Annotated in this window: 16 protein-coding genes; 8 read left to right on the forward strand and 8 right to left on the reverse strand. The window is 62.3% G+C overall.

Features of this window, described 5'->3' with window-relative positions:
- Window positions 1-29: 29 nt before the first annotated feature.
- Complete coding sequence (locus AC0GUR_RS09075; protein WP_472877134.1) at window positions 30-773, forward strand: nuclear transport factor 2 family protein; 744 nt, start codon at window positions 30-32, stop codon at window positions 771-773.
- Between the two features lie 37 nt (window positions 774-810).
- Here AC0GUR_RS09075 and AC0GUR_RS09080 read toward each other — a convergent pair whose 3' ends face one another.
- The 3 genes from AC0GUR_RS09080 to AC0GUR_RS09090 form a co-directional block, all read right to left on the reverse strand.
- Window positions 811-2,214, reverse strand: coding sequence for an MBL fold metallo-hydrolase RNA specificity domain-containing protein (locus tag AC0GUR_RS09080; RefSeq protein ID WP_472877135.1), 1,404 nt, complete (start codon window positions 2,212-2,214; stop codon window positions 811-813).
- Between the two features lie 65 nt (window positions 2,215-2,279).
- Window positions 2,280-3,137 (reverse strand): universal stress protein, encoded by an 858-nt coding sequence (locus AC0GUR_RS09085; protein WP_472877136.1) that lies wholly within the window; start codon window positions 3,135-3,137, stop codon window positions 2,280-2,282.
- Between the two features lie 40 nt (window positions 3,138-3,177).
- Window positions 3,178-3,615, reverse strand: coding sequence for a universal stress protein (locus AC0GUR_RS09090; RefSeq protein ID WP_472877137.1), 438 nt, complete (start codon window positions 3,613-3,615; stop codon window positions 3,178-3,180).
- Window positions 3,616-3,885: 270 nt separating this feature from the next.
- Here AC0GUR_RS09090 and AC0GUR_RS09095 point away from each other — a divergent pair, with 270 nt between their 5' ends.
- Window positions 3,886-4,320 carry a universal stress protein gene (locus tag AC0GUR_RS09095; RefSeq protein ID WP_472877138.1) on the forward strand — a complete coding sequence of 145 codons (435 nt, stop codon included), beginning with the start codon at window positions 3,886-3,888 and terminating at the stop codon, window positions 4,318-4,320.
- 310 nt (window positions 4,321-4,630) lie between these two features.
- Here AC0GUR_RS09095 and AC0GUR_RS09100 read toward each other — a convergent pair whose 3' ends face one another.
- A complete protein-coding gene (locus AC0GUR_RS09100) occupies window positions 4,631-4,858 on the reverse strand; it encodes a hypothetical protein (RefSeq protein WP_472877139.1) in 228 nt (75 codons plus the stop codon).
- Between the two features lie 120 nt (window positions 4,859-4,978).
- On the opposite strand from AC0GUR_RS09100, the gene AC0GUR_RS09105 reads away from it, so the two are divergent.
- Complete coding sequence (locus tag AC0GUR_RS09105; protein WP_472877140.1) at window positions 4,979-5,209, forward strand: hypothetical protein; 231 nt, start codon at window positions 4,979-4,981, stop codon at window positions 5,207-5,209.
- Window positions 5,210-5,252: 43 nt separating this feature from the next.
- On the opposite strand, the gene AC0GUR_RS09110 is transcribed toward AC0GUR_RS09105, so the two are convergent.
- Window positions 5,253-6,248, reverse strand: coding sequence for an NAD(P)H-quinone oxidoreductase (locus tag AC0GUR_RS09110; protein ID WP_472877141.1), 996 nt, complete (start codon window positions 6,246-6,248; stop codon window positions 5,253-5,255).
- A gap of 336 nt (window positions 6,249-6,584) precedes the next feature.
- Between AC0GUR_RS09110 and AC0GUR_RS09115 the strand changes: the two genes are divergently transcribed.
- On the forward strand, window positions 6,585-6,986 hold the full coding sequence (locus AC0GUR_RS09115; protein ID WP_472877142.1) for a hypothetical protein: 402 nt from the start codon (window positions 6,585-6,587) through the stop codon (window positions 6,984-6,986).
- 27 nt (window positions 6,987-7,013) lie between these two features.
- Here AC0GUR_RS09115 and AC0GUR_RS09120 read toward each other — a convergent pair whose 3' ends face one another.
- Complete coding sequence (locus AC0GUR_RS09120; protein ID WP_472877143.1) at window positions 7,014-8,666, reverse strand: MASE1 domain-containing protein; 1,653 nt, start codon at window positions 8,664-8,666, stop codon at window positions 7,014-7,016.
- Window positions 8,667-9,055: 389 nt separating this feature from the next.
- Window positions 9,056-9,445 carry an OsmC family protein gene (locus tag AC0GUR_RS09125; RefSeq protein WP_472877370.1) on the reverse strand — a complete coding sequence of 130 codons (390 nt, stop codon included), beginning with the start codon at window positions 9,443-9,445 and terminating at the stop codon, window positions 9,056-9,058.
- A gap of 326 nt (window positions 9,446-9,771) precedes the next feature.
- Between AC0GUR_RS09125 and AC0GUR_RS09130 the strand changes: the two genes are divergently transcribed.
- The 4 genes from AC0GUR_RS09130 (at window position 9,772) to pgm (ending at window position 13,902) form a co-directional block, all read left to right on the forward strand.
- Entirely contained in the window at window positions 9,772-11,265 is a 1,494-nt protein-coding gene (locus AC0GUR_RS09130) for an efflux transporter outer membrane subunit (protein ID WP_472877144.1), read from the forward strand.
- Window positions 11,266-11,344: 79 nt separating this feature from the next.
- Window positions 11,345-11,764 (forward strand): GNAT family N-acetyltransferase, encoded by a 420-nt coding sequence (locus AC0GUR_RS09135; RefSeq protein ID WP_472877145.1) that lies wholly within the window; start codon window positions 11,345-11,347, stop codon window positions 11,762-11,764.
- Window positions 11,765-11,917: 153 nt separating this feature from the next.
- Window positions 11,918-12,181 (forward strand): DksA/TraR family C4-type zinc finger protein, encoded by a 264-nt coding sequence (locus AC0GUR_RS09140; RefSeq protein ID WP_472877146.1) that lies wholly within the window; start codon window positions 11,918-11,920, stop codon window positions 12,179-12,181.
- A 68-nt stretch (window positions 12,182-12,249) separates the two neighbouring features.
- Window positions 12,250-13,902, forward strand: a complete 1,653-nt coding sequence (pgm, locus tag AC0GUR_RS09145) for a phosphoglucomutase (alpha-D-glucose-1,6-bisphosphate-dependent) (protein ID WP_472877147.1) — start codon at window positions 12,250-12,252, stop codon at window positions 13,900-13,902.
- Window positions 13,903-13,972: 70 nt separating this feature from the next.
- Here pgm and AC0GUR_RS09150 read toward each other — a convergent pair whose 3' ends face one another.
- A complete protein-coding gene (locus tag AC0GUR_RS09150; protein WP_472877148.1) occupies window positions 13,973-14,998 on the reverse strand; it encodes an aldo/keto reductase in 1,026 nt (341 codons plus the stop codon).
- Between the last annotated feature and the right edge of the window lie 154 nt (window positions 14,999-15,152).

The raw sequence follows: 15,152 nt of genomic DNA on the forward strand, positions 1-15,152 counted from the left end.
TGCTCTGTCCACCCTGAGGAGGTGTCGCCATGCGTATGTCGTCGCTTGCTTGCTTCCTGGCTGGTGCCGCGTTGACGGCTTGCCTCGCGCCCGCACATGCCGCCGAAGCGTCGGCTGCCCTGCGCGATCAATTACTGAAGACCACGCAGAACCTGGTTGATGCCTTGCCTGTCGGCGACAAGATTGCCTGGCAAAAGGCGCTGACCGAAGACGCCGTGATCATCGACGAGTTTGGCAGGATCGCCAACAAGGCGGATTCAGTAGCATCGCTGCACCCCTTTCCCACCGGTTTCTCCGGCAGCATCGAGCTGCGCAACGCGCACGCGTGGCAATACGGCAATACCGCCTTGCTCCAGGTCGAGGAGTACGAGCGGGAAACCATATTTGGCCAGAACCTCGTGGTGCGGTACCAGTCGTTGCTTACGTTTGTGAAGCAGGGTGATGCATGGAAGGTGGCTGGCTATCAGGACGTGACGATACCCACGCCGCCACCGAAGCTCGATGTGCCTGGTCTTGTGCCTGGCGACTACGTCGGCACGTTTCGCTATGGCCCCCAACGGGCGTGGACCATCACCGATGATCATGGCGCGCTTCAATGTGCCACTCGCCCTGGCGGTCAGCCTCATGTGCTGGAGCCCATCGCGAAGGATGTGTTCATGAGCAGCGACGACGAACGCAATCTGCTGATCTTTCGCCGTGACGAACATGGCAAGGTGATCGCGTTGATCGAGCGACGCAAGTTCAACGATCTGCGGCTGGATAAAGAAGGCTGAGCCCCGGACTTTGATTGCGGAGGCTGGGGCCTTGCGTTCAATCCAGAAGTATCGGCTCACCTTTGCCAGGCACGCGAACCGGGATGCCTTGCGACGCCATATGTTCTTCCAGTGACTGCATGCCGCGCTCATATTCGCCATGCACAAGAAAAACTCCGCGTCGTGGCTGATTGCCCAGCCAGTCCATCAGTTCGGCGCGGCCCGCGTGGGCTGAAAAGCCGTTGATGGTCCAGATGCGGGCGTTGACCGCGATGTCTTCGCCAAAAATCTGCACTCGCTTGGCGCCGTTGACGATGCGGCGGGCCAGTGTGCCTTCGGCGGCATAGCCTACGAAGACGACGCTGCTTTTTCCGCGCCAGAGGTTATGGCGCAAGTGATGACGTATACGCCCGCCATTGCACATGCCCGAGCCGGCCATAATGATGGCGCCGCCTTCAATCCGGTTGATGGCCATCGAATCCGACGTTTCGCGGGAAAAGCGCAAGTTGGGGATAGCGAAAGGGTCGTCGTGACGCAGTACTTCGGTGAACTCATCGTCGAAGCATTCCGGGTGGCGTCGGAACATTTCGGTCACGGAGATCGCCATGGGCGAATCGAGAAACACGGGTGTGTGCGGCGGGATGCGTTGCTGGCGAATGCCCTGGTGCAGGTAGTAAAGCACCTCCTGGGTACGCTCCAGCGCGAAAGTGGGGATGATCACGTTGCCGCCGCGACGCAGGGTGTCGTTTATCGCTTCGTACAGTTCATCGACGGAGTCGGGCAGGGCGCGGTGATCACGGTCGCCATAAGTGCTTTCCATGACCACGTAGTCTGCCGCCGGCGCGGGTGTGGGGTCGCGCAGAATGGGGCGGCCGGGGCTGCCCAGGTCGCCTGACAATACGATGCGACGAGTTTCCTGCCCGTCGTTCAGCGTCAGCAGAATGCTGGCCGAGCCGAGGATGTGTCCGGCATCGAGAAACTGAGCCTCGATGCCTGGCGCCACCTTCACCGTTTCGCCATAGGCGACGGGATCGGCGAATCGCTCCAGTGCGCTAAAGGCGTCATCGAGCGTCGAGATGGGTTGTGACGCAGCGTCGCCGCGCCGTCGCCCGCTGCGTTCCGCGCGTGCAGCGTCTTCTTCCTGGATGCGCGCGGCGTCGAGCAGGACGATGCGTGCCAGGTCGCGGGTGGCGGCTGTCGCCAGGATGGGGCCGCGAAAACCTTGCCGCACCAGGCGCGGAATGCGGCCGCAGTGATCCAGGTGTGCGTGCGTCAGCAGCAGAGCGTCGACGTTTGCCGGGTCGAATCCGAACGGCTCGCTATTGGCTTGTTCTTCCTCACGGGTGCCCTGGAACATGCCGCAGTCGATCAGAACTTGCCGTTCGCCGCAGCGAACGAGATGGCATGAGCCTGTGACTTGCTTGGCCGCGCCATGGCAGCTGTAGAACATCGTTGGGTGCATGAAGCAATCCTTGTCGCGACCTGCGCAGTGGTCGCCAGGGTCTGGTAAGCGCGCGATCAGTCCAGCTAGTGCCGCATCAATACCGGCACGCTGGCGTTCTGAAGAATGTGTCGGGTGGCGCCACCCAGTACGCGTTCGCGCACCCGGGAGCGACCATAGGCACCCATCACCAGCAGGTCGGCCCGCATTTGATGGACTTCCTGCAGCAGCGCGGCCCCCGCTTCATGCGGGGTGGTGTGTATGCGGCGAGTGCGCGCCTTGATGCCGTGATGGGCAAGCCAGGTTTGCGGATCGACATGCGGGGCGCGTTCCTGGTCATCGTCGTACTCTGGCGTTTCACCATCGATCAACCAGACCTCCTCCGCCAGTCGGGCGAAGGGAAGTGCGGCATGAATGGCTCGTGCCGACTCGATGCTGCCATTCCATGTGATGACCACGCGGGTGGGGCGCAGCTGGCCCTGCCATGCGGGTGGGAGCAGCAGGCAGGTGGTGCGGCAAGTCAGTAGTGCCTCGCTCAGCACATCGAAGGCGTCACCCTCGTTCACCATGTCGCGCTCAATGACGGCAAGGTCGTGCCATGCGCCGAGCTGCCGAAGCGTGCGTGCGATGCCCGTGCGCGTGGCTGTCCACAAGGCATGAGGCACGCCGGCTCGCCGCGCCAGTTCATGGAAATCCTCACGTTCCCTGGAGTTTTCGTGAGGCAGGTCCATTAGCAGTGCTAGCACGGATGGTTCGGCCTCGCCGCCTTGCTGCGTGCGCAATGATGGATCCACGTAACAGCCGGTCAGAAGGGCACCAAAATCCGCCGCCAGCGCAACGGCGACATGAGTGGCAGGGCTCCACGGGGAGCATGACGACACCAGTGCGAGTACATCGGTGGGCGCGCCGGGCGGTGGCGAGGTAACGGCGGAAGAAGCGTTCATGGCGACTGAGCCTGTCAATCGAGCGTCTGGATGGCTGGTGTCAGTGACACACCAGCACAGGCACTTCGCTGCGCAGCAACACCTTGTGGGTTTCGCTGCCAAGCAATAGCCGTGTCATGCCGCGCCGGCCATTCGACCCCATCACGATCAGGTCGCACTGTTTGGCGGCAACCGTTTTGACGATGGCCTCCCACGGCTGGTCGTTGGAGAGGATCTCGCTGTCGAAGGCAACGCCCTCTGCGGCAGCCATGGCTTTTACCTCGTCCAGGTAATGCTCGGCATTGGTCTGGGCTTGTTCGTTGTAGGCGTACTCGGTGGCCGCGAGCAGTGAGCCCATATAGGCGATGGCTTGGTAGGGCGCGACCACCTGGATGGCGGTTACCTTTGCTTTGCACAACTTGGCCAGTTCGATGCCGGCTTTGGCTGCGCGCAAAGAAAGTTCGGAGCCATCGGTGGGAATGAGAATGTGCTTGTACATGGGACCCTCGCTGAAGGCCGTCTGGGCGGCGGATTGAGGCGGGACATGAATGCCGCCCCGTAGCGTTGCGCAGGTTCTGTGTATGACCTGTCACGGATGCGGCCCTGTCATTGGAGATTAGAAGCCCAGCGGCGCCTTGAGGGGTGTCGGCGTCAATCTGCCACGGGGTGACTGCCCTGGCTGTCGCACTCGCGAGGTGGCGCTTATCGTGTACGTCACGCCGACATGGCGGGACTACACTTGAGCCAGGAAGCCAAGGGAGGCAACGAAATGTTCAAGAACATTCTTCTGCCGGTGGATGGTTCTGAGCATGCATTGAGGGCGGTAGATGCCGGTATCCAGCTGGCAAGTCAGTTGCAGGCCAAGGTCTATGGCGTTCACGTGCTTCCACCGCTGAATACGGTGAGCTATGTCTCCGAGCTGCTTCAGTCGCGTGGCTGTTACACCGATGTCTCAAAAAAGCGCGCGCAGGAATTTCTCGATGAGGTCAGCAGGCGTGCCGCCGCTGCCGGAGTCTCCTGCGAAACGGAGTATGTGTTTGACCTGCGCCCCTATGTGGCCATCGTGGCGACAGCCGCCAAGCATCAGTGCGACCTGATCGTGATGGGGTCGCGCGGGTTCCAGGGCCTGGAGCGCATCCTGCTCGGCAGCGTGACGCACAAGGTCATGCTGAGCTGCGATATACCTGTGCTGGTCTGGCATTGAAACGACCGTGCGGTTGCCGACCTAGGGATGCCCTGATTAAATCCCCGTGCCCGGCATGACATCCAGAAGGCCTACAGGCGGTGGTGCGTGACGCGGGGCAGACTGGCCGTCTGTTCAAGTCGCGCGCCGCCGCCTGTGGGCCTTCTGGATGTCACCCCTTCATTTACCTTCAAACTGTTGGGCCCGCACGGTAGGCGCGCAACGCTTCGCCCCGCCGCCTCGACAGGCAACCAGCCTGCCTTCGACGGCGTGACTGTGCGTTGCGCGCCTACCGTGCGGTGACGGGCACGGGGATTTAATCAGGGCATCCCTAGATCTGGTCCGCTGGCGGCATCAGGTGATGCTTGACCTGGATGGCGTCCAGGCGGTCACACACCCAGCCGTGGTCGTTCGGGCCGGCGCGATCCTGAATGGCATTGGCCATGCTCATGAAGCTGGCCCAGAAGTCGTCGGCCCTGGGCTTGTTTTGCACCAGCCGGGGAATGGACGCATCCAGGGCGTCCAGCATCTGGTCGAGTTCGGTGTGCGATTTGACCATGAAGGGAGCGTACACCTGTCAAACATCAAGGCGGCGCGAAAATCTTAGCCAAAGGGTCACGCTGGCTTAACGGTACTGGATGCAGCTTGGTTATCCCACGGCAAGACGGTGGTGCCTGCTATGGAATGGGATAGAGAAAGCGACCTGCTCTCGCGAGCTTGCGATGAGCTGCTGGAGCAGAACGCGCTGCTGCAGCAGGAAGTAGAGCTGCTTCGTGCGCAGCTGCGTCGCCACCCGGCCGGTGAAATGCAGATCAGGGAAGCTCGCCGCCAGATGGAAGAAATGGTGGAAACCACCCGTGGACGCACGCCCTTGCCTACGGCTGCACATCTCGAGGCAGTGGTCTACTAAAAGTCGCCAGTGAAACGATGACCTTGCCGCGCGCGATGGCCGGCTAGGGTGATTGCCTGTGACTGACCTCCAGCACAATTTTGCCAATGTGCTGACTGGACTCCATTTCCCGATGTGCGTCTGCCGCGCGCGCCAGCGGATAAACCGCGTGGATGATCGGCACACAACGTCCTTCCGTCAGTGCGGGCCATACATGAGTGTGTAGCGATTCCGCGATGGCCGCTTTCTCGCGACGGGTGCGGCTACGCAGAGTCGAGCCGGTTACAACGGCGCGCTTGATGGCGATAGCCTGCAAATTGACTTGCTGGGCCACGGCGCCGCCCAGAAAGCCGATGATCAGCAGGCGCCCGTCGCGAGCCAGCGCAGTGAGGTTGTCCTCGAAATAGTTCGCGCCCATGATGTCGAGAATGACGTCGGCGCCATGGCGATCGGTTTTGGCAAGCACGACTTCCGCAAACGCTTCGTGCCGGTAGTTGATGGGCTCGCCACCCAGCTCCCGGATCGCCTCGCACTTTTCCGCGCCGCCGGCCGTGGCGAAAGCGCGGATGCCAAACTCGCGACACAACATCAGTGCTGTCGTGCCAATGCCGCTGGTGCCGCCGTGGATCAGTGCAATCTCTCCCCGGTGGGCTCGCCCCATCTCGAACAGGTTGACCCATACCGTAAAAAACGTTTCGGGGATGGCTGCCGCCTGCACCATCGTCAGTCCCTTGGGGGTGGGTAGCACTTGCCCGAAGGGAATGCTGCAGTACTCGGCGTAACCGCCGCCGTTGGTCAAGGCGCACACGGCGTCGCCCAGGGCGAAACCAACGACACCTTCGCCCAGTGCCGCCACCGTACCTGCAACCTCGAGCCCCGGAATGGGGCTGACGCCGGGCGGCGGCGGGTAATGTCCGGCGCGCTGCAAAACGTCTGGCCGATTCACGCCGGCAGCGGCGACGCGAACCAGTAGTTCTCCCGGGGCGGGCTTGGGAACGGCGGCTGTGAACGGCTGCAAAGTTTCCGGTCCACCGTGTGCGGTGATCCGGATCTCGGTCATCGTGGTCGGAAGTGCTGGCTGGCTCGACATGACTGTGAGGGGAGGTTTGTCGGAAACGTCATGGGGACGATGTCGTCGTCATGATCACTCCGTGGGGTGTGGTCCCGGCGTGATCAGTGAGGGGAGTCGGGCACTTACGCTGGGTGTCGGGGATAAGGCACATTCAGTGGGCCGCCGGCCCGATGTCGCATGGGTCGGCGTTGTTGCGTTCAAAGGGTTGGATGCCTGAGGCATCCAGGGATACACAATGGAGCTATGGAGGGAAAGCACATGCAGCATGTATCGAATAGGCGGTTTTGGCGTTTTGCAGCCCTGGGTCTTTTGCTAGCGACCTCGGTGTCGACTCAGGCCCTGGCCGGCGGCGGCCTGCCGTCTACCGGGCTGGGTCAATCGTGGCCGAATGCCACGGATGTGAGCGCCAGCCCGCATTGGCATGTCTATGTGTTTGAACGCAGCGGTATCCGGTACGTGCAGATCAATGATCTTGGCGGACATGTGCGCGCCGCTTTTGCGGAGTCGAATGGCAACTTCCTTACCTTGCCGGTGGGTGCCGACGCAGCGCGCGTTGCCACTCCCCAGGAGCCGCAGGTCGCTGCAGCTGGCACCAAGGGTGAAGTCGTTTATCACGACGCGTCAGTGAACGTGCTGGTGGCGCCGATGGCGGGCGGTGCGGTGGGCGTGTACGTCGCCAATGGCGAGTGCAAAGACCCGATTGAGTGCAGTTCCCGTATCAACTAAACAACAATGAGAAGGGGAGGGGCGCTTCTACTTGGAGGCGCCCCGTGAAACTACCGCACTGCGTAGCGAATCGTGCAGCAACAGGGTCACGCTGACACTGTGTGATTGATTGCGCAGGTGCACGTCGCCGCCGTAAATGTGCGTGCGATCACGAATGCTGGAGATACCAAGCCCGCTGGCGCCAAGCAGGGTCATCGCTTGTTTCCAGGGCTCTCCACCGGGTGCGAGCGGCCCTTCGGGATCATGCATGGCCTCGCTGAGGGTGGCGAGTTCGCCGGTGAGTCGCATCACGACCCAGCGCCTGCCGCGGGTCAGGCCGCCACGCAAGCGCAGCTGCACATGACGTGTGGGGCCACGGGACATAACGTAGACCAATACTTCGCAGGCGAGGCGATACAGCGCCATGTGCACATCGGGCGCCAATTGGCTCAAGCCGCGGCCGGATAGCTCGCATTGATAAGTGGCGCCCGCCATGTGAATGGCCTGGGCGAATGGGCCTTCGCGCAACGTCGCCGGCACGCCACGCTCGCGCCAGCCGCGCGGGTAGAGTGCATTGGCGAGGCGATGCATCTCGTGCTGTGCTTGCGCCACCTGTTTTGCATAGGTGCGCTCTTCGTTCGATGGCAACACGTGGCGAAGACGGTCCAATAGTCGATTGTGGTTTTCGCGGATGTTGTGCCCAATGTGCTCGAGCGCATCTGCTGCCTGACGCAGACGCAGTTCTTCGAGATAGAGCCCTTGCTGGGCGAGCTGAAACCCCCGCAGCACGTCAACGCGGTTCGATTGGTCGCTATGCGCCTGATGCGCAATGCGCGATCCAAGCATCAGCAGCGTAGTAATGGCGAAGGCAATCAATGCCTGGGCTTGCATCACGGCGGGGTCACGCACGATCGATGAAGTCAGCGTGACAGCGAAACTTGCCAGCGTGCCGCCCAGAGCGGCGCCTTGCCAGCCGTGTCGCGCGGTCAGCCACACCACGGGCAGGAACATGGCAATGCGAAACACTTGCATGCTGTCGCCCTGGCTGCTGAATACCAGGCCCATGAGTACGAGCAGGGAGGTGACTACGCCGATCAGGCAGTCGCGCACGAGCGGGCATCGCCATAGCGGCTCCCTGTTTGCTTTGCCGGTATTTGCGGTGAGCTTGAGGTTCAGCGCGACGGCGGTGGGTGCAATAGCCAGTGCACCCAGGTAATTGCCCAGGAAGTAACCGAAGATGACGTGTGCATTGATCTCCGGCAGCGCTTCGCCTGGCGGCATGCGCACTGCGGCCAGCACCAGGGCATTGTCAGTGGCGGTAAGCGCGGCGCCGGCGAGAATGACCCCAAGCAACATGGTCAGATTGACCTGCTGCCCGCCAAGGAAAAGTCTTGCGTGATGGCGTGCCCAGGCCACCACGGCGGCGAGTGGCCAGGTAGGCGGTATGGCCGCAACCAAGGCCCAGCGCCACCCAAAATCGTCCTGACAGTGCCAGGCGTGGAAACCGACAGGAACAAGCTCGCCCAGCAGCATGGCGGGCCAGTAGCGATAAGGGACCAGCAAAAGGGTGGCTACGCGCAATCCCGCCGGCAGGTTCCAATGCGATACGGAAACCTCGCGAAGCCATGCATAGCACAGTGCGTAAGCAGCGCCGACGGCCAGCTGGCTGGCCCAGGCGCGCAGCGCCTTAGCTTCCCCCATGATGGTCTTTCCCCCTTGGTTGTCCTGACTTGCTCCGGCTCGCGTAGGCCGGTCTTTGTGCAAACGAACAAAAGACACTTGTCGAGCAGCACTGCCAGGTCTGTGGCCCGGCTTGGGTGCTCATGAGCGCCAACATCGGTACGTTACGTTGCCGTTGTGTCATTGCGACCACGGGGCTGCACTGACCATCAGACATCCATTGCCGGGCGCGACCTCATATCGCGCATGGCACTGTCTCACGAAAGAAGGTGACGTTCGGGTGAAAGAAGTCGCATTGTCAGCAACGGCAGGTACTTGCGATACTTGCCGGCTGGCTCGGTGATGGCTGTTATATGAGGTAGGCGCAGCGGCGCCGCCGTTGATCCCTCCAGCCTTGTGCCGCGAGGTGATTAGCCACGCTGACTGGTGATCTCGACACCTTCACGCATGGCCTTGGTCACCGGTGTGTTGGTAACGATCTCGAGCAGGCGCTGCCATTGCTCGTCAGTGAGTGCCTGGTTCGAGTGCAGGGTGCGATGAACGTGCAAGCGGCCGTTGTCGTCACGCTCGAGCTGCAGCTCCGCACGAAACTCCCCCAGATCCCAACCCTTGTGTTGCGCGTACATGCGCAACGTGATGGCGGTGCACGCTGCGAGCGAGGCCAGGTAATAGTCGAACGGCGCCGGCCCCGCGCCTTGTCCGCCCAGCTTGGCCGGCTCGTCGGTGTCCAGTGGGAAGTGCCCTGCGTGGACGTGATGCAGGTAGTTGTTGTCGGTGGAGACGACGGTCGCGAACGCGATGCGGGGCATGGGGCACTCCTGTGGATGATCTGTCGAAACCAGCGTCAATAAGCGGGTTGTGAGCACAGCGTAAGCATGGCGGCCATGCAGGCCAAGCATGTCGACGTGTATTCACGTGGCGCATGCAATTGGACATAGGTCGTGCTCAACGTGCCGGCCTGTTTGCCGATTTTGCGGTGCGTCATGGCGGGTGCGGCAATATAATCACTCCAAAGGTGTCTTCACGCCGCACATGGATGGCCTGTCCATCCGCCAGTAGTCAGCGCAAGGTTCTGAAGTTCGCGCACCGACCGACGCCCGTTTTTTTCTTCTGGACAATCCCTGTCATGCGCTCTTCCGCACTCTCCGCAGCCATTGCACTCTGTCTCGTTCTGACTGGCTGTGTCACCAGTCGTGGGCTGCATACCACCGGCAGCATGAAGGACCCGGTCAGCCTCACGTCCGAGCGCAGCCTGGAAGATGCGCAGCTGAGTGCCACCGCTTGGCCTTCGCAGGACTGGTGGGTGAGTTATGGCGATCCGCAACTCACGGCGCTGATCGAAGAGGCATTGAAGAACAATCCCAGTCTGGATCAGGCGCAGGCACGTGCACGACAGGCGCAGGCCGTCGCCCAAGGCCTGAACGCCGGGCGCCAGCCACAGGCGCAGCTTGATGTGTCGATGACCGGTGCGCGACTGTCCGAAAAGGATCCCATCTATCCCATCTATGCGCTGGGCACGTTCGCCTGGAGCAAGTCGATCACGGCAGGCTTCTCGTGGGATCTCGATCTTTGGGGTGGCAAGCGAGCGGCATGGGAGGCTGCGCTTGGGCGCAGCCGTGCCGCCGAGATCGACGCTTACGCCGCCCGCATCGAACTGTCGGTCAACGTGGCACGTGCTTACGTGCGTCTGAGCTACGCATTTGCCTTGCAGGATGTCGCCATCGCCGAACTGGATCGCGCCACCAAGACGCTGGAGGTGACGCGTCGCCGTGTCGAGGGCGGTCTCGATACGCCACAGCAGGAACATTTTGCGGATTCACAGCTGGCCGGTGCCGAGCAACAGAAGGTGGCGGCGGATCGCGCCATCGACGCGGCACGCAGCAGCCTGTCTGTGTTGCTGGGGCAGGGGCCGGATCGCGGTCTCGCCATCGAGCGGCCCCATCTCGCGGACCGCGGTGAAACGGTGTTGCCCGACAAGCTGCCGGTCGACCTGTTGGGTCGCCGCGCCGACCTGGTGGCTGCGCGATGGGAAATCGAGGCCGCCAACAAGGACATCAAGGCCGCCAAGAAGGAATTTCTGCCGAACGTCAGCCTGACCGCCATGGCTGGCTTCGTGGCCGTGGGTGCCAGCACCAACGTGCTGCAGTTGCCGGCTCGCACCTATGCATTCGCGCCGGCACTTAGCCTGCCCATCTTTGACGGTGGCCGGCGTCGTGCTCACCTGGCCATGGCGGACGCCGACTACGATGCACTGGTGGCGCGCTACAACGGGCTGCTGATTGGTGCGATCAACGATGTGGCCGATGAGGTGTCTGCGCTCACCTCGATTCGCCAGCAGATCGTGCTGGAGAAACGCTCGGTGGATGATGCCCAGAAGAGTTGGGACGATGCCCTCAAGGCGTACCAGGGTGGCCTGAGGGGGCCGCTCACGCCACTCACCAGTCGGCAGCAACTGCTGGCAGCCCAGCAGCGGCTTGCATTGCTTGAGAGTCAGCAGGCGGATATTTCCGTTCGCCTGATCGAGGCGCTGGGCGGCGGTTTCGACGGCACCGCGGAAGTGGCCCAGATCGCCCCGTTGCCTGCGCCGCAGGCGTCGCCCAGCAAGGGCACGCCGCGCTGACGCGAGCCTCGTCCCGTTGAGGGGGCATGCGAGCCCATGGCACCCGGTTACACTGCCGGGCCCTGCTATGGAACGTGTCATGGAATATCGACTGCACAGCATCGAGGAGCCGACGGGCGCGGATCGGGACGCCATCGCGGCTCCGCTGCAGGCCTACAACCGTGACAGGGTGCCGGATCTCGACATTCGCCCGCTGGTGATCGCGCTGCAGGATGAAAGTGGCCACACGGTGGGTGGCTTGTGGGGCGAAACGGCGCTCGATTGGCTGCACGTCGACCTGCTCGTCGTGCCTGAGTCCATGCGTGGCCATAACGTGGGCAGCGCTGTGCTGCGCCGCGCCGAGGACATCGCGCGTGAGCGCGGCTGCATCGGCGCCTGGCTCGATACCTTTGCGTTCCAGGCCCGTGGCTTCTACGAGAAGCAGGGCTATGCGGTGTTCGGGGAAATTCCTGACCACCCGGTGGGTGGCGCGCGTTACTTTCTGAGCAAGCGTCTTTAAGGCGATACTTAATCAGTATTGCCTTAACTGAACGCCCATTTCGCGTGGGGTGTGAAAAAGGTGCTCCTGCCTCCATAGTGGTTGAACATGCCCCTGCCGAGGGCATGCCTTTGGCGCCCACGGGCGCATCGCCACTGTATGCGGGAGGCGACCATGGCAACGGGCTGGGCCGGCGACGGCGCCGTACAAGATCAGATCGACGCAACCGTGGAAGATGCGGTCAAGCGTGCGCGCAGCCAGCTGAAGAAGGGGCCGGGGCTCACGCACTGCGAAGAGTGTGACGCAGTCATTCCTGCTGCGCGGCGTGAGGCGGTGCCCGGTGTGCGCCTGTGTGTGGCGTGCCAAACGGCGCATGATGACGAGGCGGCCTTCAGCGGCTACAACCGCCGTGGCAGCAAGGACAGCCAACTGCGCTGAGCTTGACAGCCCTGAGTGTGGCATCCGTCAATACACCGTTTTCCTCCACCCATTGAACAAGTGACTGCATGAGCAACCGACTCAGCCCGCTTGCCGGAAAGCCGGCCCCCGAAACGATGCTGGTCGATGTTGCCCGGCTGCGTGACGCCTATATCGATTTGAAGCCTGAACCGGGTGTCGCCAGCCAGCGCGTGGCATTTGGCACGTCGGGCCATCGTGGCAGTTCGTTCGAGCGCAGCTTCAATGAATGGCACGTGCTGGCGATTACCCAGGCGATCTGCGAATACCGTGCCGAGCAGGGTATCGATGGCCCGCTCTATATCGGCATCGATACGCATGCGCTGTCACAGCCCGCGTTTGAAAGCGCACTGGAAGTGCTGGCCGCCAACGGCGTGCAGACCCTGGTGGCGAAAGGCGGCGAATACACGCCCACGCCGGCGATTTCCCACGCCATTCTTACCTACAACCGTGGTCGCGACAGCGGCCTCGCCGATGGCATCGTGGTGACGCCGTCGCACAATCCACCGGATGGTGGTGGCTTCAAGTACAACCCGCCTAATGGTGGCCCTGCAGATACCGATGTCACCGGCTGGATCCAGAAGCGCGCCAATGCACTGATTGAAGGTGGTCTGCGCGAAGTGCGCCGCGTGCCCTTCGCTCAGGCCATGCGCGCGTCCACCACGCGCGAACACGACTTTGTCGCGGCCTATGTGAGCGATCTGGCCCATGTGATTGACTTCGATGCCATCCGAGGCAGCGGCGTGCATCTCGGTGTGGATCCGCTGGGTGGTGCCGGCGTGCACTATTGGGCGCCTATTGCCGAGCGTTACCGCATCGACCTGACCGTGGTCAGCGATGTGGTGGATTTCACTTTCCGCTTTATGAGCGTGGATTGGGACGGCAAGATCCGCATGGATCCGTCGTCGTCTCATGCCATGCAGCGCCTGATCGGCCTCAAGGGCAGCTACGACGTGGCGTTTGCCTGCGACACCGATCACGACCGCCACGGCATCGTCACGCGCAGCAGCGGCCTGATGTTGCCCAATCACTATCTCTCCGTGCTGGTGGACTACCTGTACCAGCATCGTCCGCAGTGGAAGAGCGATGCGGCGGTCGGCAAGACGCTGGTGAGTACGGCAATGATCGATCGCGTGGCCAAGCGTCTTGGTCGCCGTCTGTACGAAGTGCCGGTGGGCTTCAAGTGGTTCGTCGATGGCTTGTTCGACGGCTCACTGGGGTTTGGCGGCGAAGAAAGCGCCGGCGCTTCCTTTCTGCGCAAGGATGGCACCGTGTGGAGCACCGACAAGGATGGCATCGCCGCCGCGCTGATGGCGGCAGAAATCACCGCGCGCACCAACCGCGATCCGGGTGAGCTGTACCGTCAGATGACCGATGCGCTTGGTAGCCCGCTGTCTGAGCGTGTCGATGCGCCCGCCAATGTGGAGCAGAAGGCGCGGCTCTCCAAGCTGTCGCCGCAGCAGGTGAAGAGCACTCAGCTTGCCGGCGAAAAGATCGAAAGCGTGCTCGATCGCGCGCCGGGCAATCATGCATCGATCGGTGGCATCAAGGTGGCGTCCGCCAACGGCTGGTTTGCCGCGCGTCCCTCGGGTACCGAAGACATCTACAAGATCTACGCGGAGAGCTTCAAGGACGAAGCTCACCTGCAGCAGTTGCTGGAAGAAGCGCAGGCCATGGTGGATCAGGCGCTCAGCGCGCCCTGAGCCTTCCGTATGCTCGCCAAGATCGAGCCCGGCACTATCCGTGCTGGGCTTGATCTAATCCGGGTGGCGCTTACACCGGCGACGGATTGCGCTCTTCAAAGATGCGCTGATGCCAATACGGATACGCCGGCGTCACCTGACTGGCCGCGTCGAGTCGCGCAATGTGTTCGCGACTGAGGTTCCAGCCAACCGCGCCGAGATTCTGTAGCAACTGTTCCTCGTTGCGTGCGCCAATCACCACGGTGGAAACGGTAGGGCGCTGCAGCAGCCAGTTCAGCGCAATTTGTGGCACGCTTTTGCCGGTTTCGGCGGCCACTTCGTCCAGTGCGTCGATCACGCGATAGAGATATTCCTCGGCAACAGGCGGCCCAATGTCGGCGGTCTTATGCAGTCGGCTTTGGGCGGGCAGGGGAGCGCCGCGGCGCAGCTTGCCGGTGAGGCGACCCCAGCCGAGCGGACTCCAGGCGACGGCGCCGATGCCCTGGTCGAGACCCAGCGGCATCAGTTCCCACTCATAGTCGCGACCGATCAGCGAGTAGTAGGTCTGGTTGGCCACGTAGCGCGGGTAGCCATGGCGATCCGCTACCGCGAGCGACTTCATCAGGTGCCAGCCTGAGAAATTGGAGACGCCCACGTAGCGGATCTTGCCGCTGCGTATCAAGTCGTCGAGGGTGGATAGCGTCTCTTCGATCGGCGTCATGGCGTCGAAGCCATGCAGCTGGAAGAGGTCGATGTAGTCGGTGCCCAGACGTTTAAGCGCCGCGTCGCAAGCATTGATCAGGTGGAAGCGCGAGGAGCCGACGTCGTTGGGACCTTCGCCGGAGCGGAAGGTAGCCTTGGTGGAAATGAGCACCTTGTCGCGACGCCCCTTGATGGCTTCACCCAGCACAGACTCGGCGGTGCCATCGGAATAGACATCGGCACTGTCGAACATGGTGAGGCCGGCGTCGAGGCAAATGTCGACAAGTCGCTTGGCTTCCGCTACGCCCGTGTTGCCCCAGGCGCTGAACAGCTCGCCCTTGCCGCCAAACGTGCCTGTGCCAAAACTCAACACGGGAACCCTGAAACCCGATGCGCCTAGTTGCCGGTAGTCCATGAAAGTCCTTGATGGTTGAAGGGGACAACGCAAGGAAGAAGTGTCGACTATTTGCGGCGCCGTGAGGTTTTACTTGTTGGACAAGCTGCTTCTACCGATCGTTGAAGTTGAAGCAGCAAGGAACAGCGAGCCTCGCATGGGGCGGGTCGTGCGG

This window comes from Dyella sp. PARNA 12/25 (assembly GCF_055702865.1).